Origin of the sequence: Bremerella sp. TYQ1 (assembly GCF_020150455.1) — a bacterium.
GTDB classification, from domain to species: domain Bacteria; phylum Planctomycetota; class Planctomycetia; order Pirellulales; family Pirellulaceae; genus Bremerella; species Bremerella volcania_A.
On the sequence record NZ_CP083740.1, the window covers coordinates 5053273 to 5077465 of the forward strand.

The window sequence follows — 24193 nt, forward strand, 5'->3', positions numbered from 1 at the left end:
GGAGAGCCAAGACAGTGGCGAAAGATTCTGGCAAAGGCGGATTCGTCGAAAAGGTCGTGAAGATCAAGCGTTGTGCCGCCGTGGTCAAGGGTGGTCGTCGTTTCAGCTTCGCGGCAATGGTCGTTGTCGGTGACGGCAAAGGCAAAGTCGGCTGGGGCTATGGCAAAGCCAACGAAGTTCCACCAAGCGTCCAAAAGGCCGTCAAGCAAGCAGAACGTAAGCTGCTTGAAGTACCGATCATCGAAGGTTCGATTCCGCACAAAGTTGTCGGTACCTTTGGCGCCGGTCGCGTGGTCATGCTTCCAGCTCACCCTGGTACCGGTATCATCGCTGGTGCTTCGGTTCGTGCCGTCTGCGAATCGGCAGGCATCCATGACGTTCTGACGAAGAGCTTTGGTTCGACGAATCCTGTCGTTCTCGTTAAAGCTACGTTGAATGCTCTGGAGCAACTGCGAACCAAGGAAGAAATTCAACGCCTCCGAGGAGTTGCCGTCTAATGAGTTTGCACGATATCAATCAAGGCGTTCACAAGAACAAACGTCGCCAACGCGTCGGTCGTGGTACCGGTAGCGGTTGGGGCAAGACTTCGCAACGTGGTCACAAGGGTGCCAAAAGCCGTGCTGGTTGGTCGAATCGTGCGACCTTCCAAGGTGGCCAAACACCTATCGTTCGACACGTGCCGAAGCGTGGTTTCAACAACAAGTGGGCCCTGACTGTCTCCGCAGTCAATATCAAGGACCTCAACGAGTTGTTTAATGATGGCGACACCGTCAACATTGAAACTTTGCGAGAAAAAGGCCTCTGCAAGCGTCGCTATGACGAGATCAAGATTCTCGGCGATGGCGAACTTTCCAAGAAGCTGACCGTCGAAGCTCATCGCTTCAGCGCCTCGGCCAAGGAAAAGATCGAGAAGGCTGGTGGTACCTGCAATACGGTCGTTCGCATCACGACTGTTGCGGAAAAGAAGGAAGCTGCCAAAGAGGCAAAGTCCTAAATAAGACAAATTGCGTTACATGCCCACGTTATCACGTGGGCATGTTTTTTGCGCAAGCAGTTAGCTGCGGGCCGCAAGAATGCAGAAATAGGCCCGAATTTACGGATAGGACTCATTCGGGTGGTCTAGTCCGAGACACGCGGTTTGGTGTACATTCACTCATCCGCACATCCATGCAAATCAATGTTCATTGCACTGCCTTTGCGAGGCATCAATCGGAACTAGCCAAATCGGGTTAGATTGCCATGTTGGAAAAAGTACGCGTCCTCTTCACCATCCCCGAACTACGGTCGAAGATCCTTCTGACGATTGGCTTGCTGGCCGTCTTCCGCGTTGGTTCTCAAATTCCTCTGCCCATGATCGATCAGATCAAGCTGCAGGAAATGTTTGCGAACCAAGGGAACGAAGGTGTTGCTGGTCTTCTGCAGCAGGTCTCCGTTTTCAGTGCCAGTGCACTGAGCCAGATCACGATCTTTGGTCTGGGGATTATGCCTTACATCTCGGCTTCGATTATCTTCCAGCTTCTCGGCACCGTCTGGAAGCCGCTGGAGGAACTTCAGAAGGAAGGCGAAACAGGCCGCAAAAAGATTAATGAATACACCCGTTACGCCACGGTAGCGTTGTGCGTCGTGCAAAGCTATTTCTACTTAGCATCGATGACAGCCGTGGGCGAAGGAGGGGATAGTATCGTCAATCAGGCGTTCTGGACCTCTTCCGAACCTGGCAATATTGATAGAAGTTTGTACTGGGGTTGGGCGATTGTCGCTGTGGCGATCATGACTTGCGGTACCGTCTTCTTGATGTGGCTTGGTGAACAGATTGACGAATTCGGTATCGGCAACGGTATCAGTCTTTTGATTATGGCAGGTATTCTCGCAGCGATGCCGAGCGCATTGCTCGACTTGCTGTACAACACCAAGCCAGAGTTAACAAACTTCACCAGAGGTGAGTTTGGTATTGAAACGATCGTGGTCTTAGCGATTCTCTTTGTGGCGGTGATCACCGGGGTGGTGTTCATCATGCAGGGGCAACGGAAGATTCCGATGCAAAGCGCCAAGCACGTTCGCGGTCGCCGAGTTTATGGTGGAACACGTCAGTTCCTGCCGCTGCGAATTAACCAAGCCGGCGTGATGCCAATCATTTTCGCCAGCAGCTTGCTGTTATTCCCGCAGTTTGTCTTCCAGGCATTGGCGGGATGGACCGAATCGACCACGATGGCTCAGCTTGCCGACGTTTTCGCTCGCGGTCAAAGCTTTTTGTACATCGCGTGCTATATCGCACTGATCTATTTCTTCTGCTATTTCTGGACGGCCATCACTTTCAATCCGAAGGACGTCTCGGAAAACCTGAAGAACTTTGGTTCGTTCATTCCCGGGTATCGTCCTGGTCGTCGAACGGAAGAGTACCTTGAAAAAGTCATGGTTCGCATCACCTACGTGGGTGCGGGCTTCCTCGCCTTGGTCGCCATCATTCCGACGCTCGTGTCGGCCGAACTTGGCGTCTCGCCTCAAGTGGCAAGCTTCTACGGTGGAACCGGGTTGCTCATCGCCGTGAGTGTGGCATTCGATCTTGTTCAGAAGATCGACAGTCACCTGGTGATGCGTAACTACAAGGGCCTCATCGAGGGCTAACCCTTTCTCGCCAGGATGGCATGTCCCGCTTTCGCGTACCCCACCTGAAAGCGGCTTTGAATTTGTGACTTCGGCGTGGAGGGCCTCCCTGTCTTCCACGCTCAAGCTAGGCTGCGATTGGGCCATGCGGATTATCTTTCTCGGACCTCCTGGCGTCGGCAAAGGGACCCAGTCCCAGAAACTGGTCGACTTTCTTAGTATCCCGCACATTTCGACGGGCGAGATGCTTCGGGAAGCGATCCGCAACAAGACAGAGTTAGGTCTAAAAGTTGCCGCCCAAATGGAAGGCGGCCGTCTCGCAGCAGACGAAATTGTTGTGCAGTTGGTGCGACAGCGTCTTGCTCAACCTGATTGTCGCAATGGCTATCTCTTGGATGGTTTCCCTCGCACGCTGCCGCAAGCGGCTTCGCTCGATCTAGGATTGGCAGTCGACGACGAAGCGGTTGACGCGGTGCTGAACCTGACAGTCGACGAGGAAGAGCTTTTTCATCGGCTTATGGCTCGCGCCAAGAAGGAAGATCGTAGCGACGACAACGAAGAGACCATCCGAAATCGGATGAAAGTCTACGATGACATGACTTCGCCGCTGATCTCGTATTACGAAGAACAACGCATTCTGCACCGCATTGATGGCCTGGGTTCGATCGACGAGGTCTTCGGTCGCATTCAATCGGTACTCGAGGAAGTGGCTCGAAAGAAAGACGCATGATCACGCTCCGCTCGAAACGCGAGATCGAGAAAATGCACGTGGCCGGACAGCTCGTCCGCCAAGCCCATCAAAGGGTTGCCCAGTTGGTAAAGCCCGGGGTCACGACAGCGGAGATCGACCAAGCAGTCGACGACTTGTTTTCGGACGCGGGGGCGATTCCCTTGTTTAAAGGCGTCCCAGGCAAGACCCCGTTCCCAGCTGCGACATGCATTTCAGTCAACGACGAAGTTGTGCATGGCATTCCTGGCAAGCGAATTCTCAAGGAAGGCGATATCGTCAGCGTCGACACCGGCGCCAAGATCGGTGGATGGTGTGGCGATTCTGCTTGGACTTATGCGGTGGGCGAGATCAGCGACGAAGCCAAGAAGCTGATGCAAGTTACCGAGCAGGCATTGCAAGTGGCGATTGATCTCTTGCCGATAAAAAAACGCTGGAGTCAAGTCGCTAAGGAAATGCAGGAAGTGGTCGAATCGGCCGGGTTTTCTGTGATTACGACGCTGGTTGGCCATGGAATCGGCACAACGATGCACGAAGAGCCTCAGGTTCCCAACTACGACTCTCGCGAGTTTCGGCAAAAAGGCGACTTCGATCTGCGGCCGGGCTTAGTCCTTGCCGTCGAACCGATGGTCGCCGTCGGCCGCGAAGATTTGTACCTACATGGGGACGGCTGGACCCTTTCGACCAAAGACCGAAGTCTGACTGCCCATTTCGAGCATACGTTGGCACTGACTACCAGCGGTGTTCGTGTCCTCACCGGGGAAGGCTAGATCCGACGCGATGGCCGTACTCGTCCTGGGGGCAACCGGAGCAACGGGTGGGCTTCTTGTAGCCCAGCTGCTCGATCGAGGCCTAGACGTCCGTGTGATTGTGCGGAGCCGTGACCGGCTTTGCAGCGGAGCAGAAGAAAATGCGAAACTCTCGGTCACTGAGGCAAGTCTGCTCGATCTCAGTGATGCTGAATTAACACACGAAGTTCAGGGATGCGATGCGATTGCCTCTTGTCTGGGACATAATTTGACTTTGAAAGGCGTATTCGGTCATCCGCGACGCCTGGTGACTGACGCCGTTCGTCGAATTGCCTGCTCCGTCGAGCGACTAACGCCTGAGCGGAGGGTCAAATTTGTCTTGATGAACACGGCGGGAAACAGAAATCGTGATCTGAATGAAGAAGCCTCTTTGGCCAATCGGATGGTCGTTGGGCTGATTCGTTATCTCGTGCCTCCGCATGCCGATAATGAGCAGGCTGCAGAAGTTCTGCGATGCGAAATCGGCAAAAAAAGTGATTGGTTAGATTGGGTGGTCGTACGTCCTGACAGTCTCACGGATGAAACCGTCACAAGTTCGTATGAGATCGCTCCCTCGCCGACCCGCGATCCAATTTTCAACGCCGGAAAGACTAGCCGCATAAATGTTGCCCATTTCATGGCAGATCTGATCACCGACGAGGCAGTTTGGACAGCTTGGAGAGGACAAATGCCGGTTATTTACAATCGGAGCTAACGACCGCGTTTTGGTCAGATTTAGATTAGATCAGTGAACAAACAGACCCACGGAAGTCCGCAGGTCAAGTGCAGTGGTCGGTTTCACCCTTCGAAAACCGACATTTTTCATGTTCACGCCCTTGCCAGCGTAAAAGGTCCTCGGGTATACTGTCCCGCTTCCCCAACGCCCAAGGTTTGGAAGTAGAGAGTCATGAAGGTAAGAGCCAGCGTTAAGCGAATTTGCGACAAATGCAAAGTGGTCCGCCGTCGAGGCCGGGTCTACGTCATTTGCGAAAACGCCCGTCACAAGCAACGACAGGGCTAGTTTTCCGTCTTGCCACGGTGTTTCCCCAGTTTCTGAGGGTAGCCCGGGAGGGCAAACGAAACACCCCTTCGCTTCGCAAAACCATAGCACGAATACATTTTCGGAATCATTTGCCCTAGTTAGGGCAGCCACAGGAGATCACCATGCCACGTTTGCTCGGTGTGGACATTCCCAACGATAAGAAGACCTGGATCAGCTTGACGTACTTGTACGGCGTCGGCCCAGCCCTTGCTCGTGAACTGTGCGTGAAGGTCGGTATCGATCAAGATCGCCCTGCTTCGGAAATTCACGAAGACGAACTGAGCCGTCTGGCTGGTTTGCTGGAAAGCGAATACACCGTCGAAGGTCCGCTTCGTCGTCAGTTGTCGCAAAATATTCAGCGTCTTAACCGAATCGTTTGCTACCGCGGTCTGCGTCATCGTCGTGGTTTGCCAGTTCGCGGTCAGCGTACTCGAACCAACGCTCGTACGCGTAAGGGACCGAAGAAGACGGTTGCCGGTAAGAAGGGCGTGAAGGATCTCCGTTAATCCTTTCCATGGGTGCGACGCAGCGATGTTCTGCTTCGTGCCTTGTCAGTGCGAAACATATCAATCATTCAGCTTGAAAAGCTACGCCCGTTGTGGTGGGAGATAGTTAAGTGGCCAAGGTCGCAAAGCGAAAGACACGACGTAACGTCCAGCAAGGGACTGTCCATATCAAGGCAACCTTCAACAACACCCAGGTGACCATCACCGACAGCAAGGGTGACACGTTGTGCTGGGCCAGCGCTGGGACTTGTGGTTTCAAAGGAAGCCGTAAGAGCACCCCGTTCGCTGGACAGTGTGCTGCTCAGCAAGCGGCTGAAAAGGCCTTGAAGTTTGGTCTGAAGGAAGTCGACGTCAAAGTCAACGGTCCTGGTAGCGGTCGCGAAAGTGCGATCACCGCTCTGGCAGCCGCTGGTCTGACGGTCAAATCGATCGAAGATTGCACCCCGATCCCGCACAATGGTTGCCGCCCCCCGAAGAAGCGTCGCGTCTAGTACCACGGCGATTTTTATCAGGCAACGTTTTCTGGCGGTCTCAAGACACACATAGCAGCACAAAACGGAGCGAACTATGCATATTCGATGGCGTGGGTTGGAATTGCCAAGTGCGGTCACTTGCGAAGCCGAAACCCTCACCTCCAATTACGGCAAGTTCATTGCCGAACCGTTTGAACGCGGTTTCGGTGCCACCATCGGCAACAGCATGCGTCGCATTCTGCTCTCGAGCCTCGAGGGTGCAGCGGTTACGCAGATCAAAGTCCGTGGTGCTCAACACGAATTCACGAGCATCCCTGGCGTTGTCGAAGACATGACCGACATCGTTTTGAACGTGAAGTCGGTTGTCGTTAAGAAACACTCGGAGATGACCAAAGTCATCACCATCGAAAAGCAGGGTCCCTGCGAGATCACCGGCGCCGACATCCAATGCGATGCCGATGTCGAGATCATCAACAAGGATCTGCACATCTGCACCGTGACCGGCGAAATTCCATTCATGATGGAAATGGTGGTCGAATCAGGTCGCAGCTATGTTCCTTCGACCGAGCACAGCTCCAACGAACATGAAATCGGCATCATTCCCGTCGACGCCGTGTTCAGTCCAATCACCCGCGTTCGTTACACCGTCGAGGAAACTCGTGTCGGTCAGAAAACGAACTACGATCGATTGATCCTGGAAATTTGGACCGATGGTTCGGTGCATCCAGAAATGGCATTGGTCGAAGCGGCCAAGATCATGCGTAAGCACCTCAATCCGTTCGTTCAATACAACGAACTTGGGGCGACGATCAACATGCCAAGCCGTTCGACCCCAAGTGGGTTGGATCCTGTCATGGAAGCCAAGCTGAACATGAGCCTAGCCGAAATGCACCTTTCGGTTCGTGCATCGAATTGCCTGGAATCGGAAAATATCCACACGGTTCGCGACTTGGTTCGCCGCACCGAAGATCAACTGATGGAAGTCCGCAATTTCGGTGAGACGACTCTGACCGAAGTTCGCGAGAAGCTGAAGGAATACGGCTTGCACCTTGGCATGCGAGTTCCTCCAGCTCCGAGCCCGATGCACTAAATCGGACATCCCAAAACGACATATCCCTGCCCATCACGGCACTGACAACATTCAAGAAGTACCATGCGACACCTACGAAAAGGTCGACGACTCGGACGCTCGGCGAGCCACCGCAAGGCTCTGTTCCGCAACATGGCCAGCAGCTTGCTGCTGACCGAACGTCCTGATGACGTCAACGAAAGCTACTACCTTTACAGCGACTTCCTGGCTGCTGACACTCCCGGTACCGGGCACAATACGCCAAAGGTAAAGGGTCGCATTGTCACGACCGTGCAGAAGGCGAAGGAACTACGTCCTTACGTCGAGAAGTGCATCACGGTCGCTAAGAAGGCACTACCGCATCTTCGTGAAGCTGAAAAGTTTGCGACGAAGGCCAAGCCAAACACGCCTGAATACAAAGAATGGCGTCAAAGCGATGAATGGCAGAAGTGGAATGCCGCGATGGCTCCTGCTCTGGCGGCTCGTCGTCGTGTTGTCGCTATGCTGGGCAATCAGCGAGCTGTCGAAATTTTATTCGACGAAGTTGCTCCACGCTTTGAAGATCGCGACGGTGGTTACACTCGTATCCTGAAGCTGGCCAAGCCACGTCTGGGTGACGCGGGTATCCAGGCCATCCTGGAATTCGTCGGTAACGATCGGGATCGTGTGAAGACTGAAGCGGAGCGTCCTGCATTCGATAACGAAGAAGAAACCGCAGCAGCACCAGCTGCCGAAGAAGCTCCGGCAGAAGAGTCCAAGGAAGAAGCAGCTGCACCAGAAGGTGAAGCAGCTGAAGCTCCTGCCGAAGAAGCTGGCGACGAAGAAAAGAAGGAAGGCTAAACGCCTCTTTCGCGATACACATCGCTCGAAAACAACAGAGCCGCTATACTCACTCGGGTATAGCGGTTTTTTCATGGACGGCTGGTAAGTGAAGCGATCATCTGGTCCCAAACGAAATCAAAAGACAGCAGGTCGGAGCCATGCTGTATCAAAGACACGGGCAACCCTCCCTCCAAAATCGATGGGACGGGTTCAGCTTCATCGTTCGGTAAAGCGTCGCGGCTTTGATTTCACCTTTGCGATGCGTCTGCTCGTTAATGACATGGTAGAGCGGATGCCGGAGTTGGCTCATATCGACATGAGCCGTGTGGCGGTTGCTCTCGTTCAGGCTCGTGTTGATTCAACGCATGGAATTTTCGCATCACTTACTCCGATGCGATTTGAACAAGGGTCCCGTTTCACTACGCGTCGCGGTCGGAAGTACTTCTGTCAGACGTTGTTGGACGAGAATGGACGGGAGATGCTCTACATTCTCAGCTTCTATCTACCACGTTTCCAGAATATGGACTTCTCTGAGAAGATGATCACCATCTTCCACGAATTGTGGCATATCAGCCCTGATTTCGACGGAGATATTCGTCGACACCCCGGGCGTTGTTACGCTCACTCTTCAAGCCAGAAAGAGTATGACGAGCGGATGGCCGTGCTTTCGGCTCAGTACCTGATGAAGAAGCCGTCACCCGACTTGTACGCATTTCTCGAGCAAGACTTTACTAAGCTCTACCAGCAAAGTGGTGGTATCTATGGGGTAAAGATTCCACGCCCAAAACTCATTCCTGCGGCCGCCTAGTTCTGTGTAATAAGCCGAGGCCTGAGGGGTGGATTTATTGGAATCGGTCTCGCTGTTTCGCTACGATGGATGGCATCTTGATAACGTCCTCGTCTCCTTTTCTCGAGCTTCACACGGGTTTTCCATGCTCCGCGCTCTGCTTACGGCTACTGTTCTTTCCCTGATTGGACTGACAGCGGGATCATTGAAGGCTCAGGAAGAGCCGCGACAGGAAGACTTGTTGGCAGCGGTTGAGCGAACTTCGCAGCACATCGAACGGAGACCGATTCGGTGGGAGATAGCGTTTGAGTTACCCTCCGGCAAAGAGATTCTGGTAGAGGTACTTGTTAAAGGAGGACAGCGGCGAACCAGGTGTTTCTTGGGGATGGGGGCCGGCAGGTTAATACTACTGGAAGTCATTGAGAAAGATGGCTATTGGTACGTCACAGAGGAAAATACTCGATACAAGTGCTGGCCCTACGAGGCTGCATTCAAGATGCCAGCGTTGTACACATTTATGGCACGCGGCGAGTTGCAGCTCTACAACGGTGACGAGGAGGCGATCGGGCACTTCGAGCGAATGGAAGGGGAAGCTGCTGTCTATCGCGTACCACTTGCCGGCGAGGCACGCAGTACGGTTTCAGCCGCATACAGTCAGCTGCTGCAGGTCATGGCCGTCTCGCCGGTACCAAACATTGAGTTGGAAGAGAAGCTGAAAACCTATCGAGAATTCATCGACAAAGGATCGGAAATCCGCATCAACACTCGGACCGGTGTCATTGAAAAAGCTGGTGCCATTAATCAGATCTTTCGAGTGACGGCATTTCAGAAGTTGCGCATCGTTCATCCTGACACATTTAAGGTGGACCGGCAGACCTGGGAAGACCGCACCGGCAGTGTAGCTGGTGAAGAATACGACTGGAGCGACGTAATCCTTATTGCCTCCAATCCGAGTTGGAAGCCAGGAAGCGAAAAGGGAGATCTCGAAACGATCATGCTCAATCGCAAGACCGGGATATCTCGAAGAGTTCCGTTCGCCTACGGAGCGATTATCGACGCCTGTTTTTCACCCGATCATAGATACTGCTACGTTACCGGTTGGATCCCGTATGAAGGAACAATCGGTGTCTTTGCGGTCGATCTGGAAACCCATGAACACTTTCGACTGGGAAGCGAACCGCTTTTGACAGGGATGAACTTGGTCGCCGAAGTGTCACCCGATGATAGTTTTTTGGCGGTCGTTCAAATTGAATATGAAGCAGGTCCACTGCAATTTCGACTGCATCTGGTCGACACCGAGTCAGGAGACTCGATAAAAATTGGCGACACGCATGACATGGGTAGCGTCAACTGGTTGCCTGAATCCAACGGATTCATCCTTGCTATTCGTGAGAACGATGGCTTGCTCGAAACCAAGGCCACTCGTATCTGTCACATGGATCTCGATGGCAAATTAACGGAGCTTTGCCAAGGGAGCGAGCCGAGACTGTTGGGCAAGTCGCGGCGTATCTTGTTCAAGGGAGAGGACGGCAGCTGGTATACATGTAACATGCAAGGAGAAGATCGCCAGATTGTTGGGGACGGCCTAAAAGGCTTTGGTTCGCCGTCCGCGAATAATCCGGCTGATAACGTCCTGATGACAAAGTTTGATGACACGGATGGGCCGAGGCCTTACCTTGTGGATATCAATTCTGGGGAAGCAAAAGCGGTCGATGTAGGGGCTGGTTTTTGGTCTCAGCCTCGATGGTAATTCCATGATCGATCGCGTTGCACCGACGATTCGCCCAACGCTTCCGGTGCGTGGCTATCAGCGTTGGCGTTCCTTGTTGTTTATGCACTGGGCTGTTCCTGTCGAATTGATTCGGCAATGGGTGCCAAAGCGTCTGGAGATCGATCTGTATGATGGTCTGGCCTACGTCGGTTTGGTGCCTTTTGCCATGGAAGGAGTCCGGAATGCATGGTGGCCATCGTTTACGGGCCTAACGTTCCTGGAAACAAATGTTCGTACCTACGTGCATTTCAATGGTGAGCCTGGTGTTTACTTTCTTTCATTGGATGCGGCCCATCAGTTAGCGGTTTGGGGAGCACGGCGGTTCTGGGGATTGCCCTATTACCATGCTCGGATGAGTCTCACGCAATCCAAAAACGAAATTGCCTATGAACTCGTTCGAACTGATCGGACGGCCAATCTAAAGGTTCGCTACCGTATCGGTTCTGCATTAAAGCCATTTTCAGAAATCTCGCAGGAGTATTTCTTTCTAGAACGCTACCTGCTTTTCCTTGAGCATCGTGATCAGCTTTATTCTGGCCAAGTCCATCACGCCCCCTACCCTGCTCATTTGGCAGAGGTATTAGATCTGGAAGATTCATTGATCACAGCTGCTGGGCTAGATGGCGACTGGGGGATGCCTTCGCATTGCCATTTTTCTCCAGGAGTTGATGTCGAGATCTTTGGCCTGAAGAAGCTTGGATAACCGCGAAGCCATGAAAGATGAAATGCCATTCAAGGGAGGTTACACTGGAGGAGCACCTTCGCACGTCCCGCCCTGCCCCTCTTTCGTAATGTGAGCAACGATGGTTTTACGAACTCTCTTTACGCTGCTGCTGGCTCTTTCATGGTTGCACTTGGAAACACGTGCAAAGGCCGACGATGCGGCGAAGCTTCCCAACGTGATTGTCGTGATGGCGGACGATCTTGGGATTGGGGATCTGTCAGCGACGAATCCTGAGTGCAAAATCAAAACGCCACATCTTCAGCAGATGGCCGATGAGGGCCTGACGTTTCTCGATGCCCACACGCCAAGTTCGGTATGCACGCCAACGCGATATGGCCTTTTAGCGGGCCGCTACAACTGGCGATCACGACTGGCTCGCGGTGTGCTAAGCGGTACTAGCGAACATCTGATTCCTGCCGATCGACCCACGTTGGGACATCTGATGAAAGAGGCTGGGTATCATACCGCGATGATTGGGAAGTGGCATCTTGGTTGGGATTGGCATAAGGAAAACGGCAAGATCGATTTCAATAAGCCAGTCAAGAACGGACCGGATATCAATGGATTCGATCAGTACTACGGCCATTGTGGATCGCTCGATATGCCTCCGTATGTGTGGGTTGATACCGGCAAAGTGACTGCCGTCCCTACGCGAGAAGATGGCGTGACATCGAAAGAAGATCAGTACGGTTGGTATCGCAAAGGACCGATTGGGCCTGACTTCGAGATTGAGCAGGTCCTGCCCCATTTATTCGATAAATCGATGGCCTACGTCGAAGAGCGTGCCAATCCTGAAAACAAAGAGCAGCCATTCTTTCTCTATTTGCCGCTGCCAGCACCTCATACGCCCATTGTTCCAGTGCCGCCGTTCAAAGATGCCAGCGGCTTGAATCCATATGGCGATTTCGTTATGCAGGTCGACCATCACATGGGGCAATTAATGGCCAAGCTCAAAGAGCAAGGGATCGATGAGGAAACACTTGTGATATTCACGAGTGACAATGGTTGCTCTCCGCAGGCTAACTTTCCACTGCTCAAAGAAAAAGGACATCGTCCGAGTGCAATCTATCGTGGACACAAAGCAGATATCTACGAGGGAGGACATCGTGTGCCATTTATTGTTCGATGGCCAGGGAAGATCGAACAAGGAAGATCGTCCCAAGCGTTGGCCTGTCTGACGGATGTTTACTCGACGCTTCAGGAGATTACTGGACAACCGCGAAAAGCTGTTGGCGGGGAGGATGGCTACAGCCTTGTGCCGGTTTTTGAAGGTGAGGAAACAACCGGCCGCGATTCACTGATCAGTCATTCCATTTCAGGGCACTTTGCAATTCGCCAAGGGGATTGGAAGCTTTGCTTGGCCCATGGTAGCGGCGGTTGGAGTGCTCCTCGTGAACCGGTCGCCATCAAGCAAGGCCGGCCTGAAATGCAGCTGTTTAATCTTGCGTCGGACCCTGGCGAGCAAACGAACCTGGCAGAATCTCATCCTGAGCAAGTCGAAACGCTACTGAAACTTTTGGAGCAGCAGGTCGCCAACGGTCGTTGCACGCCAGGAGAGAAACTTCCCAACGATCGAGCGGTTACCTTCTTACCAAAGGCTGCCAAGTAGGCAACTCGGAACGTTCCGCATTAGCGGTACTTCGTGCTGCCGTAGTTAGGCTGCGAGGCTGTCGCCGCAGCGCCAGCCGGATGGCTATAGGAAGGGATGCTCGACCAGGAAGAAGATCGTGGTGTTGTCCCGGAATAGCTTGACGATGTAGCCGGAGCTCCCCAGCCGGCAAACTTCGTGCTGGGCTGTGTATACGAAGTGGCTCGCTGCGGCGTCGTTTTTAGTGCGGTTCGACTTGTAGAGATTCGCCCACTGAACGTGGAAGGCTTCGTCGTCGTTTGGTTGTACGTCGACATTGGCTTGTGAGCGTATGTGGAAGGAAGGCTCGGGCTCGATCCATACGTGCGCGGTAGACGCTGATTAGTGGTCACCTGATGATAATTCGAACCTCCCCAGGCTTCGGATCTTGCCTCTTCCACGATTCGCGAACGGAATGGATTGAGACGCTGATACCAAGCCAACGTCTGCTGCGGCTCCTGCGATGCAGAAACGCGTTGTCCATGTGAGAAGCTCTGCGACGAAGTAGAAACGCCAGGTCCAGGAGCCGATCCCGTAGAAAGTTGCGTTGGGGCACTTGCCGGGGGATCACTCAGCGTACCGTCTGGGCCGATCATTTTGACGGTGACTTGACCAGTCTTTTCGTCGACCAATTCAATCTGCGACTGCCCAATGGTTCGACCATCGGGCAATATTACCATATGATTTTGACTGAGAGTGTCTACGTCGACATTGCCGTCCGTCTCGACCGGTTCTGGTTGCCCCATCACTTTTCGTTTCAACGTGTTCCAACTAGGCCACCACGTCTGTGAGTCTTGCGAGGTTTCAACCAGCTGAATATGGGCGTCGCTTGGGTATGATTCACCAACGACGTAATCTTCGTGGGGGTTATTCAAGTAGATGGGGTGCCCGTTCTGGCCGTTCACTTCGACAGGCTCCAGCACCGACTGCAATTCTTGCCCAGTGCAGATTGTGGAGAGACAAAGCACAGCGACAGTTGAGAAAAGCGAAGTGCGTACCACGGACAACGATCCTTCTTGCGCAATTTACAGTTTGAATGATGGGAGGCGGAGGGGCACCGACCACCTAAACGTTGTAGCTCCTATCTTCGGTATCGGCTGATCCTAAGAGAATGTTGCGGAGGCTAGGCCGAGTGGGCAATCTTAGTTCACAGAAAGCCGATTTTGAGAAGCTGGCATAGGCGGCATTGCCAGCGTAGCGATGGAACTTTGCCAGTCACGAAGAGTTTGCGTTGGTGGGTGCGAACCCGTTTGACCAAGAAAAGCAATGAGGCCATGAGATAGCTCATGGCCTCATTATGGAATCCAACCTAACGCAATGCGTTAGTCGTCCAGGCGGCGAACTTGGATGTCCTTGAACCAGACGGTGCTACCAGGGTCGTGAGCTTGCAGAGCAAACGTCCCTTTGTCCAGCACGCGAGTGAAGTCTTTGCCAGGCTGGGCATCATCCGGCTCGGTGTAATCAGCGGAGACTTCACCGTTGATCTTGATCACGACATGCTTGCCGTCCACTTTGATGTAATAGTCGAACCACTCGCCATCTTTGGCCGGCGAATCATCAATCACGTCCTTAACCGAATAGATACCACCGGTCTTCTTGCGATCGTGGTGGGTGTTATTGACTTGTGCTTCGAAGCCATACTTTGGCCAGCCAGCGTCTTGGAACTTCGTGTGGAAGTAGATGCCGCCGTTGCTGTTTTTGTCGGTCTTCACTTTGGCTTTGAACTCGAAGTTCTTGAACGGCTTATCTTCGCCGACATAGAACAAGTGGCTGCGATCGCCTTTAGCAACAAACGCACCATCTTCGATCTTCCACGACTCAGGGTTTTCGCTGATCTTCCAGCCGTCAAAAGTCTTGCCATCCATCAGCGATTTCCATTCGCCTTCGGCGGCGGTCGCGACAGCGGACAGCATCAAACAAACCAAGGCTCCAGCGGCCATACGTTTCAACATGTGTTTTCCTTTACGAAGTACGATTGTCTTCAAGTCTGGGGGTGGATTCGTGTCTCTGGGGGGACCGACGGAACGAGAGATTCCTGGGGAGTCGGTGGAACACGAAAAGTACGCAATTGATTTTGGTTGAAAGCCAATCCGCTGGCAAGATTCCAACGCTTTCTAGCGAAGTTTTTATGGATTCGCGGCGATTTTTCGCTATTTTTTGAGATCTATAGCGAAGCGCCATTTGCAGAACGAACCATGAGCTTTTGCATTTCGATTCAATCCTGCGAGACCGACGAAGATGAGCACCGCAACTGTCTTACCGATGAGTTGGGAAGTCCCGGATATCTTTCACCAGAGACTAGGCGATGGGCCTGGTCGACAGCGCGTGATGGAAGCGGATGGTCATCTGTTGCTGGTCGCTCATCGGCCTCCGCGGCATGGTGACCGAATCCGCGGCGGACGTTATTTCTGGCGGAACCCGGCCGGCGTCTGGCAGAGCAGCGATCTTGGGCAAGGACCATCCTCGCTGAAGAAGCATTTGGAGGAGTACAACGGAGCGATTTCCAAATTAGAAAAAGCTGAGGAAGCGGCCCAGTCGAGTGAAGAGTATTTCCGAGTGATCAGTGAACTAGGTCCGCTGCTGCGGGCAACTCGAAATCTGCATAGTACGTTACAGACGGCCAGAGAAATGACCGGGAACGATCGAACGATGATCAATCTTCGCGACCGAAGCTATGAACTGGAACGCTCGGCAGAACTTCTGTACAACGAAGCGAAAAACGAGCTCGACTTTCTCATTGCTCAGCGTAGCGAACAGCAAGCTGCAAGTAGCCATCGAATGGCTGTCTCGGCGCATCGGCTCAATATCTTAGCCGCCTTCTTTTTCCCGATTGTAACGTTGGCGACCATCTTCGGAACGTCAATGAAGCATGGCTGGGAAACCGCTAACGCTCCGGTACCGTTCTTCTCGATGCTGGTCGTTGGATTCGTTCTCGGCTTACTGTTGAACTGGTTTATCAACGTGCCGATTAAACCAAAGCCACGTAAACGGCATGGAGCGGATGCCCAGATACCGCGTAGTCCGTAGGGTTACGGTTCGGCGACTTCCACGGGCTTTTCTTTGTTGTCTTTGCTGTGGTCATGGAGGCCACCTGGCTCGGCAAAACCAATCAGATAAGCCACACCGACCCCCAAGAGCATAACCAGTGAAAGCTTCACTTTGTCATGGGAATGGAATTGGACTTCCGGCAAAATGTCGGCCAGCGAGATACAAAGAAATACACCAGCGGAAAAACAGAGTGCCATGCCTACCATGAACTGCTTCGAAGCATCAAGTCCGTTGTAGCCTGCAAAGAATAGGAGCACGCCCAGCGGACACATCAACGCATAGCCAAGATTCACAATATTGATTGTCGTTAACGGCCACTTGCTTTGCCGCATGATGAACGTGATCGAAAGTGCATCAAGGGGTTTGTGGAGGAAGATCCCCAGGAAGACGCCAAACCCAATCAATCCCATCGTGACCGGTTCGTGGTGTGCTGCCGCCGATACGCCGGCGGCGAGAGCGATGCCATCGAGCAGTGTGTGCAGCGACAACCCCAGGAAGACGCCAAGCCACCGCATCTTAGAATCGGCGTTGTCGTCATGGTTATGAGAATGCTTGGGAGGACTATGGCTATGATCGTGATCGCAGTGGAGATGCCCGCCATGTTCGTGATCTCCGGCTGCGGTTCCGGGGTATTCCTCTTCGACGGGGGCATGCTCATGAAAGTGGAATAACCGCATCAAAAAGAACGTCGTCAGGAGCCCTAGCAAAAGCCCTCCCATGGCCCAGTCGAGAGAACCCGTTTCCAGGATACCGTGCGGCAACATATGCAGAATGCCGACGCCAAGCATCAATCCGCCAACTGCGCTCATCATCAGCTGCATGCGGGTATGGGTAAGCCGCACGACCACCGGAAGCCATCCGCCAAGAAGCGACGCGGCGATGATCAGCAAGCAGTAAATGGCAATCAACGCCATTGGAAACATGAATAACGATTCCAGAAAAAGGGGCGATTCCCCTGCTCGTGGTGGTACGCTCGAGGGAAACATTTCAGCTTAGACGCCATTTCCTTGGATGCCAAGAGGTTACAAGGTCTTTGACCTCTTGGAATTGGACGCTACGATTCGGGTACCCACATTTCACCTAAGTCCATATCCGTAAAGTAGATCCGGATGACTCGCACGCCGCCAGAATCATCAATCGCGAACCCTTCTCACGTTGTTTTGCAAGTCGCCGAGTTAGACTGCGCCGAAGAAGTTCGCATTTTGAAGGATGGCCTGGCCAACAAGCAGGGGATTGAGAAGCTCGACTTCGATGTCATGCGGGGACGGATGGATGTCTACTACGACGGCCAGACGTGGAATATTGATACCTTGCAAGAGGCCGTTTCGTCGCTGGGAATGTCCGCAGTTCCGGTCGAAGAGGAGGCAGACGATGCTGAGATTACCGAGATGCCAAGCGGTAACCGAGGCCGTGAACGTGCGTTAGTAAGAAGTGGTGCGTTTCTGCTTGTTGCGGTCGTCATTCAAGCATGGGAGGCGGGGGATATCACGGCTATCTTCGGCTACGGCGAAGGGGCACACACGATTTCGGTACTTGCCAATATCCTCTACCTAATTTCGATCGGGTTAGGCATCCGTTGGATTTTGCCCAAAGCCGCGAAGTCTGTTTTGCGGTTTTCCGCCGATATGAACGTCCTGATGACCGTCGCCGTGTTAGGCGCGATCATCTTGGGTGAGTTCTTTGAAGCCGCGATGGTCACGTTCCTGTTTACGTTATCCGAAGTGCTCGAACAGCGAAGCGTTTCGCGTGCTCGGCGATCGATTCAATCACTCATGTCACTTGCCCCAGACGTGGCTCGCGTAAAAACGGATGCCGGAGTTCAGGAGCTACCGACCGACGATATTAAAAACGGGCAGATTTGCCTAGTGCGTTCCGGCGAACGGATTCCCTTGGACGGCACCATCACGCTAGGCGTGTCGGCTGTCGATCAGGCACCGATTACCGGTGAGTCAGTTCCTGTTGAAAAAGAGCCAGGCGATCCGGTCTATGCGGGCACCATTAACGGCAATGGAAGTCTCGAGTTTCGTGTCGAAGGGACCTCCGGTTCGACGTTACTCACGCGGATCGTGCGTTTAATCGACCAGGCATATCAGCGACGCGCCCCAAGCGAGCAATGGGTCGACCAATTCGCTCGCTATTACACGCCCACTATGATGTTGCTGGCCGTCGCGATGATGGTCGTCCCGCCGACGATTTTAGGTTGGTCAGCGGAAACCGCGACGACGTGGTTTTACAACGGATTGGTTTTGCTGGTGATCGCGTGTCCTTGTGCTTTGGTGATCTCGACGCCGGTTAGTATCGTTTCTGGTTTGACGGCAGCTGCTAGAAATGGAGTCTTAGTGAAAGGTGGTCTATCGCTGGAGACGCTGGCCAAAGTAAAAGCGGTGGTTCTCGACAAGACGGGAACGCTCACAACAGGAACCCCCTCGGTCACATCCGTTCAGTGTTTTGGCGAGGTTTCGGAGGACCGGGCTTTGGCGTTCGCTTCGGGACTTCAACAGCACAGCACTCATCCAATTGCCAAAGCAATTCTGGCCTATGCCGACCAAAGAGAGGTAACGCCGGAGAATTTCATGGAGGTCCAAGAGATCGCTGGCCGTGGGATTTCTGGCCGCAGCGGTGAGCGGAAGCTTTGGCTCGGGAGTTCACGCTTGGCAACGGAACAGGGGGTTGCCGATTCCGACTTAAAGATCGCAGAGGGGCGAGGTGGAGCCAATGTCGTCCTTCTCGGTGAAGGTGATTCTGTGTTGGCGGCATTTGTACTTCAGGACCAACTGCGAGACACGGCCGTGCACGCGGTTGAATCGCTACATCGACTCGGCATTGATCAAGTTGAACTGATTTCGGGTGATCGCACAAACGTTGTCGAATCGGTGGCACGACAAGTGGGAGTGGACGCGTGGAAAGCGGAGCAGCTACCGGAAGATAAGATTGAAGCCGTAACGCGGTTACGAAATGAGCACAAACTGGTCGCCATGGTTGGAGATGGTATCAATGACGGCCCCGCGCTGGCGGCCGCGGACGTAGGAATTGCCATGGGGGCAATCGGCAGCGACACGGCGATCGAAACGGCCGACGTTGCGTTGATGTCGGATGAAATCGAAAAGCTTCCGTGGCTGATCCAGCATGGTCGCCGTACGTTGGCGTTGATTCGTCAGAACATCTTTGCTGCCCTGGCAATCAAAGTAATCTTCGTGGCTCTGACGATGATTGGTATCTCCAATCTTTGGCTGGCCATTCTGGCTGATACAGGAGTTTCGCTGGCGGTTATCGCCAACAGCTTGCGACTCTTGAAGGCGACGCATTCTGATTCATAAAAGTGAATGGAAGAAATGACTTCCGATGCACCGTGCCTGAATCTTTTCATTTAGGATCGCCGTATCATGTCTTTTGTCGGGAAAAGACTGCAACTTACGCTCGGCTACGGATGCAACGGCCCCTTCAGGTGCCTTCTGGGGTGAGGAAGTTGCCCTCCGCGTTCGGTACCTTTTGCGATGGGACGCAGGACGTTACATTGGCGGTTTCAACGCACAATCAAGTAGTCCTTACGCGGAGCTGAACATCCCCATGGCAAAGCTATCGATCGCCGACGTAGACGTAAGTGGTAAAAAAGTCTTGATGCGGGTCGACTTCAATGTCCCGCTCGACGGTGGCAAGATCACGGACGATCGTCGCATCGAAATGGCCCTTCCTTCGATCAAATCGGTCGTGGATCGTGGCGGTCAATTGATTCTGATGAGCCATCTTGGTCGACCAGAGCCAGGGGCAGACAACTCTGCTTTCAGTCTGAAACCAGCTGCCGTTCGTTTGGGTGAGCTGCTGAGCAAGGATGTTGCCTTTGCGACCGATACTGTGGGTGACGATGCTGCCGCCAAGGTAGCCGCTTTGACCGACGGTGGTGTGGTCGTCTTGGAAAACCTCCGCTTCGAAAAAGGCGAAAAGAAGGGCGATTCTGAATTCGCTGGCAAATTGGCCGCGTTTGCCGACATCTACTGCAACGATGCGTTTGGAACTTGTCACCGAACCGACGCTTCGATGGTTGCCGTACCGGAAGCAATGGGCGACAAGCCTAAGGTCGTTGGTTTCCTGGTCGAGAAGGAAATTACCTATCTGTCGGATGCTATCGGCAACCCTAAGCGACCATTCGTTGCGATCTTGGGCGGTGCGAAGGTCTCTGACAAGATCATGGTCATCAAGAACCTGCTGGGCATTTGCGATAAGGTCCTCATCGGCGGTGCAATGGCTTACACCTTCTCGCTCGCTCAAGGTGGCAAAGTCGGCAAGAGCCTTGTCGAAAAAGACAAAGTTGAACTGGCCAAAGAGCTGATTGAAGCTGGCGGCGACAAGCTCGTGCTGCCTGTCGATACGCATTGTGGGGATGACTTCAGTGGCGACTGCAATAAAGTCATTGTCAAAGCCGGAGAAATTCCAGACGAATACGAAGGTTTGGACGTGGGGCCAGAAACGGCCAAGCTTTATGCTGAATTGGTGAAAGATGCACAAACGGTTGTCTGGAATGGTCCAATGGGCGTATTCGAGATGCCTCCATTCGATGCCGGTACTAAGGCTGTTGCGGATGCGATTGCCCAGTCGGATGCCATCAGCATCATTGGCGGTGGTGACAGTGCTGCGGCCATCGGTCAATTCGGACTCGACGACAAAGTAACCCACGTTTCGACCGGGGGTGGAGCCAGCCTCTCGATGCTGGAAGGTCAGGCTTTTAAGGCCGTTGATGTCTTGAACGATAAATAAAGTCGAACAATCACGTTCGATCGAATATGTTAAAGCGGTCCTGATTGCCAGGGCCGCTTTTTTTGTCGTAGGAAATCGCTCAATGAATGCCGTAACGCCGATCCTTCGTCTGCATGAACATCGCCTCTGGGCCAATCGGCACCTACGTGATGTCTGCCATCTGTTGACGACAGAGCAATTGCGGCAAACGCATGCCATTGGGCAAGGAACCATCTGGAAAACACTTTGCCATATGTATGCGGCAGAGTATGTCTGGCTGGCGGCATTAGAAGGAATAGATGATGCCGTTGCTCCAGGAGATGTCGTAGGCAAATTGCCTGGAAACCAAGAGGGCGAGAACGCGGCGGATTCACTCGAAACGCTTTTTCAGCGATGGGACGAATTGGATCTTCGTTGGGAGCGTTTCCTCGATGGGCTGACGTCCGATATGCTCACCAAGACGATCTATCGAAAGAGTTCCAGCAGCTACCAAGGACAACGCATTGGTTCTTCTATGCTTGATGTTCTCTTGCATGTGGCAACGCATGCCCATTACACGACTGCCCAGGCAATTAATATGCTTCGACATAGCGGCGTAGAAAACCTGCCGCCGTCCATGTTAATCACGCTTGCCCGCGGTCAAGCCCAAGGCTAATCGCCCATGACGAACGTGAAACTGATCCTCATGATTGCCGTCTTTGGAGCGCTCGGTGCGCTTGCCCGTGTTTATGTCGGTACGTTTGTACAAAGCTTCGTGCCGGCAACCGAATCGTATCGGTTCCCTGTTGGCACGCTGACGGTCAATGTCTTGGGATGCTTGTTGTTTGGGTTCCTGGGTTACCTGGGGCATCATCTTGATATCTTGTCGCCATTCTGGCGTACGGCACTGCTATCGGGATGCCTTGGTTCGTTTACGACGTTCTCTACGTTTGGATTCGAGACCGTCCTTTTGTACGAAGACGCGCCGTATGGAAAGCTCTACCTGGCAGGTGCGAATGTCGTTTTGAATGTCGCATTGGGGGTGGGGGCTATCCTGCTAGGGTTACAACTTGGGCGTTGGTATACGTCGAGTTAAGTATTCATGCGTTCGATGCGATGACTATGTTGCGAGCGTGTGAAGAATGCGCTAATTGCAATTGAGTTCCAATTGGCAAGATACGAACTTGTCTACAATGCACGCTTCGATGCAGTATGGCGTCTTCCTTTATGGAACGACCGATCTTGAAACCTGTTGATGGTCGCCTCCGACGATCAACCTGACCCCAATGGTTAGCAATGACTCTTGGCTCGAAGCTCTGGGCAAATTCGAAACGTCTCGTCACTTTGACTTTTATCGCCACTATCTGTTTCGCGATCACCGGCTGTGGTGGTTGCGGTGGAAATTCGCCGGCCGATAAACTCGCTCGATTTCAATTGAATCGTGGTGGTGGCGACGAAGAAGAGGAGGAGAAAAAGCCAGCTCCGAAGCCCAAACCTAAGGCAGAAGAAAAGCCGGCTCCGAAAGCGGAGAAGAAGCCTGATTCAAAGCCTGCAGAGAAACCGAAAGCTAAGCCTCAACAAACGGCAGCAACTCCTGCTAAGGCTGCACCTGCCGAGGAAACGAAGCCTGCAACCGCCGAGGCTCCAGCGGCTGAATTGCCCACCGCGGAACCACCAGCGAATCAAATCCCGGGAGCTCGAGATCGCTTTGCTATCCTGGAGGGATTTCGTCTGCAGCCAATTCAAGGAGATCGCAGCGAAACCAAAGCTCGTTCCAAGGCAATCTTAAGTCTCCTCGGTCAGGCGGTCGCTCAACAAATTGCGGACTCGAACGTTATTCCAGCGAGCGGTCCGGTCGACTCGCAAGGGCGGCAGCTTCTTAGTTGGCGTGTTCACTTGTTGCCTTATCTTGGCTATACCGACTTGTACAACAAGTTCAAGCTGGATGAACCATGGGACAGCCCTCACAACATCAAGCTAACCCGAGAGAAGCCTTATGCTTTTGCAACACCGGGCTTGAGTGACGATCGAACGAACTTCGTCTTGGTGACGGGGCCAACATGCGCGGCGAAAGATCGGCGACCGACTCCCGTCGCGTCCCTTACCTCGCGAAGTTTGCATAATGCCATCGTGGTGTTGGAAGTCGCGGATCCAGCGAATCGTGTTGTTTGGACAAAGCCGCAAGATCTCTCGCTTGATCCATCCGAGCCCGCACAAGGTTTAAACGGTTGGCCCGAGAAGAGTTTTCTCTGCGTGACCGGCGATGGCGTGGTGCACGATGTGCCTGTGATTAGTAACGATCATCTGAATCGCTTGTTCGTGGTCAGCAATCCTATCACCATGGACGAACTTGCTGCCAACGCTCCGGCGACTGCTCCTCGTGGTTCGACTCAAGAGACATCTTTGACAAAGACAGAATTGCCCATGCAGGCAATGGGCCGGGGCGACTTCGACCCTTCCAAGCTGCCTCTTCCGATGACAATCGATTTGGACAGCGCAACGGTCGAGCTGCGGCGGCTGTTCCAAAATGAAGTTCGCGAGGCAAATACCGATGCGAAGAAAGCCGCTATCGCTGAGAAGTTGATCCAGCACGCGGACTATCTTAAGGATGATCCGACGAAAGAGTGTGCTGCTCTTCAGATTGCTTATCGTTTTGGGGTTTTAGCCAAGAAGCCAGTGATCGTCAAAGACGCCTTCGACAAGCTTCAATCGAAATACCAAGTCGATACATTCAGCTCGGACATGTTTACGATTAAGTTCGGCGCGGACAACATTCAGCATATACCTGCTCACCGCCTGCCAGAGTTCCGCGAGCTTGCCAAGACGATTCTGGATCGTGCCGTCGAGCAAGATAACTTCGCTGCGATCGAAGAGCTGATCCGAATCGGCACCTACTATGCTGCAAGCCAAAACGATCAAGAGACGATGGCGAAGCTTTCGAAAATGAAAGAAAAGCTGAGTGCTGCTCGCCGCGACTACGAAGCCATTCAGGCCAAATTCCTTTCGCTGGAAGTGCCGTCACTGGACGAGCAAGGCAATCTCATGGTGGGCAAGTATTGGTGCATACATCGCAACAATTGGGAGAAGGGTTTTACGTTTCTCATGCGGGGGAACGACGACCGATTTGAATACTTGGCCGAGACTGAGTTGACGGAACCTGTCGATCCACGAGTTCAGTTTAAGATTGCCGAGGGCTGGTGGGACATCGGTATTTCCAGCGGCCCTGGTGCTGAGCGAAATCAATTTCTGGAGCGTGCTGCTCAATGGTACAAGAGAGCCGATGGCAACATGGACGACTCCATCGAGAAAGTGACTTCGCAGCAACGTTTGCAAGAATTCACGCGGTTGACTGGAATTAAGACCATTCCTCCACTTTAAGTTCTGCCATCAACTCAAAGTGTTGTCCCGGTTATAGCGATCGATTCGATTGCCGCCGAGCAAGTAAACTTTTCCGCCAATCTTGGGCGAAGTCTAGATTGATATCCCACGTTTCTA

24 protein-coding genes are annotated in these 24193 nt (G+C 53.1%); 21 read left to right on the plus strand and 3 right to left on the minus strand.

All coding sequences use genetic code 11. The features are described 5' to 3' along the window. Window positions 1–14: 14 nt before the first annotated feature. From rpsE to LA756_RS20675, 15 genes are all read left to right on the plus strand, one after another. Window positions 15–497 (plus strand): 30S ribosomal protein S5, encoded by a 483-nt coding sequence (gene rpsE / locus LA756_RS20605; protein WP_224436609.1) that lies wholly within the window; start codon window positions 15–17, stop codon window positions 495–497. After that, window positions 497–994, plus strand: coding sequence for a 50S ribosomal protein L15 (gene rplO / locus LA756_RS20610; RefSeq protein WP_224436610.1), 498 nt, complete (start codon window positions 497–499; stop codon window positions 992–994). The genes rpsE and rplO overlap by 1 nt, the downstream gene beginning before the upstream one ends. Before the next feature lie 245 nt (window positions 995–1239). Further along, window positions 1240–2625 carry a preprotein translocase subunit SecY gene (gene secY, locus LA756_RS20615; protein ID WP_224436611.1) on the plus strand — a complete coding sequence of 462 codons (1386 nt, stop codon included), beginning with the start codon at window positions 1240–1242 and terminating at the stop codon, window positions 2623–2625. Window positions 2626–2749: 124 nt separating this feature from the next. Further along, window positions 2750–3334, plus strand: coding sequence for an adenylate kinase (locus LA756_RS20620; RefSeq protein ID WP_224436612.1), 585 nt, complete (start codon window positions 2750–2752; stop codon window positions 3332–3334). Continuing rightward, entirely contained in the window at window positions 3331–4101 is a 771-nt protein-coding gene (gene map, locus LA756_RS20625; protein WP_224436613.1) for a type I methionyl aminopeptidase, read from the plus strand. The genes LA756_RS20620 and map overlap by 4 nt, the downstream gene beginning before the upstream one ends. 10 nt (window positions 4102–4111) lie before the next feature. Continuing rightward, window positions 4112–4834: an NAD(P)-dependent oxidoreductase gene (locus LA756_RS20630; RefSeq protein WP_224436614.1), complete on the plus strand. Its 723-nt coding sequence runs from the start codon at window positions 4112–4114 to the stop codon at window positions 4832–4834. A 192-nt stretch (window positions 4835–5026) separates the two neighbouring features. Continuing rightward, window positions 5027–5140: a 50S ribosomal protein L36 gene (rpmJ, locus tag LA756_RS20635; protein WP_105330843.1), complete on the plus strand. Its 114-nt coding sequence runs from the start codon at window positions 5027–5029 to the stop codon at window positions 5138–5140. 143 nt (window positions 5141–5283) lie between these two features. Further along, window positions 5284–5667 carry a 30S ribosomal protein S13 gene (gene rpsM, locus LA756_RS20640; RefSeq protein WP_224436615.1) on the plus strand — a complete coding sequence of 128 codons (384 nt, stop codon included), beginning with the start codon at window positions 5284–5286 and terminating at the stop codon, window positions 5665–5667. 110 nt (window positions 5668–5777) lie between these two features. After that, window positions 5778–6158, plus strand: coding sequence for a 30S ribosomal protein S11 (gene rpsK, locus LA756_RS20645; protein WP_144976803.1), 381 nt, complete (start codon window positions 5778–5780; stop codon window positions 6156–6158). Between the two features lie 76 nt (window positions 6159–6234). Then, window positions 6235–7230: a DNA-directed RNA polymerase subunit alpha gene (locus tag LA756_RS20650; RefSeq protein WP_224436616.1), complete on the plus strand. Its 996-nt coding sequence runs from the start codon at window positions 6235–6237 to the stop codon at window positions 7228–7230. A 63-nt stretch (window positions 7231–7293) separates the two neighbouring features. Further along, complete coding sequence (locus LA756_RS20655; RefSeq protein WP_224436617.1) at window positions 7294–8049, plus strand: bL17 family ribosomal protein; 756 nt, start codon at window positions 7294–7296, stop codon at window positions 8047–8049. 181 nt (window positions 8050–8230) lie between these two features. Beyond that, window positions 8231–8839: a putative metallopeptidase gene (locus LA756_RS20660; RefSeq protein ID WP_224436618.1), complete on the plus strand. Its 609-nt coding sequence runs from the start codon at window positions 8231–8233 to the stop codon at window positions 8837–8839. A 124-nt stretch (window positions 8840–8963) separates the two neighbouring features. Next, on the plus strand, window positions 8964–10568 hold the full coding sequence (locus tag LA756_RS20665; protein ID WP_224436619.1) for a hypothetical protein: 1605 nt from the start codon (window positions 8964–8966) through the stop codon (window positions 10566–10568). A gap of 4 nt (window positions 10569–10572) precedes the next feature. After that, the gene (locus LA756_RS20670; RefSeq protein WP_224436620.1) at window positions 10573–11292 is read left to right on the plus strand and encodes a YqjF family protein; all 720 of its coding nucleotides are present in this window, start codon (window positions 10573–10575) and stop codon (window positions 11290–11292) included. Between the two features lie 100 nt (window positions 11293–11392). Then, window positions 11393–12922 carry an arylsulfatase gene (locus tag LA756_RS20675; RefSeq protein ID WP_224436621.1) on the plus strand — a complete coding sequence of 510 codons (1530 nt, stop codon included), beginning with the start codon at window positions 11393–11395 and terminating at the stop codon, window positions 12920–12922. Between the two features lie 20 nt (window positions 12923–12942). Here the strand turns inward: LA756_RS20675 and LA756_RS20680 are convergent, their stop codons facing one another. Both LA756_RS20680 and LA756_RS20685 read right to left on the minus strand, forming a co-directional pair. Further along, window positions 12943–13941, minus strand: a complete 999-nt coding sequence (locus LA756_RS20680) for a hypothetical protein (protein ID WP_224436622.1) — start codon at window positions 13939–13941, stop codon at window positions 12943–12945. Between the two features lie 321 nt (window positions 13942–14262). After that, window positions 14263–14892, minus strand: coding sequence for a DUF1080 domain-containing protein (locus LA756_RS20685; RefSeq protein ID WP_224436623.1), 630 nt, complete (start codon window positions 14890–14892; stop codon window positions 14263–14265). Between the two features lie 286 nt (window positions 14893–15178). Between LA756_RS20685 and LA756_RS20690 the strand changes: the two genes are divergently transcribed. After that, window positions 15179–15967, plus strand: coding sequence for a hypothetical protein (locus tag LA756_RS20690; protein ID WP_224436624.1), 789 nt, complete (start codon window positions 15179–15181; stop codon window positions 15965–15967). A 2-nt stretch (window positions 15968–15969) separates the two neighbouring features. On the opposite strand, the gene LA756_RS20695 is transcribed toward LA756_RS20690, so the two are convergent. Continuing rightward, on the minus strand, window positions 15970–16911 hold the full coding sequence (locus LA756_RS20695; RefSeq protein WP_224436625.1) for a ZIP family metal transporter: 942 nt from the start codon (window positions 16909–16911) through the stop codon (window positions 15970–15972). A gap of 186 nt (window positions 16912–17097) precedes the next feature. Here LA756_RS20695 and LA756_RS20700 point away from each other — a divergent pair, with 186 nt between their 5' ends. From LA756_RS20700 to LA756_RS20720, 5 genes are all read left to right on the plus strand, one after another. After that, the gene (locus LA756_RS20700; protein ID WP_224436626.1) at window positions 17098–19305 is read left to right on the plus strand and encodes a cation-translocating P-type ATPase; all 2208 of its coding nucleotides are present in this window, start codon (window positions 17098–17100) and stop codon (window positions 19303–19305) included. Window positions 19306–19555: 250 nt separating this feature from the next. Beyond that, complete coding sequence (gene pgk / locus LA756_RS20705) at window positions 19556–20740, plus strand: phosphoglycerate kinase (protein WP_224436627.1); 1185 nt, start codon at window positions 19556–19558, stop codon at window positions 20738–20740. Window positions 20741–20822: 82 nt separating this feature from the next. After that, window positions 20823–21374 carry a DinB family protein gene (locus LA756_RS20710; RefSeq protein WP_224436628.1) on the plus strand — a complete coding sequence of 184 codons (552 nt, stop codon included), beginning with the start codon at window positions 20823–20825 and terminating at the stop codon, window positions 21372–21374. Window positions 21375–21380: 6 nt separating this feature from the next. Next, window positions 21381–21794 carry a CrcB family protein gene (locus LA756_RS20715; protein WP_224436629.1) on the plus strand — a complete coding sequence of 138 codons (414 nt, stop codon included), beginning with the start codon at window positions 21381–21383 and terminating at the stop codon, window positions 21792–21794. Between the two features lie 248 nt (window positions 21795–22042). Continuing rightward, window positions 22043–24076 carry a DUF1559 domain-containing protein gene (locus LA756_RS20720; protein WP_224436630.1) on the plus strand — a complete coding sequence of 678 codons (2034 nt, stop codon included), beginning with the start codon at window positions 22043–22045 and terminating at the stop codon, window positions 24074–24076. Window positions 24077–24193 lie beyond the last annotated feature (117 nt).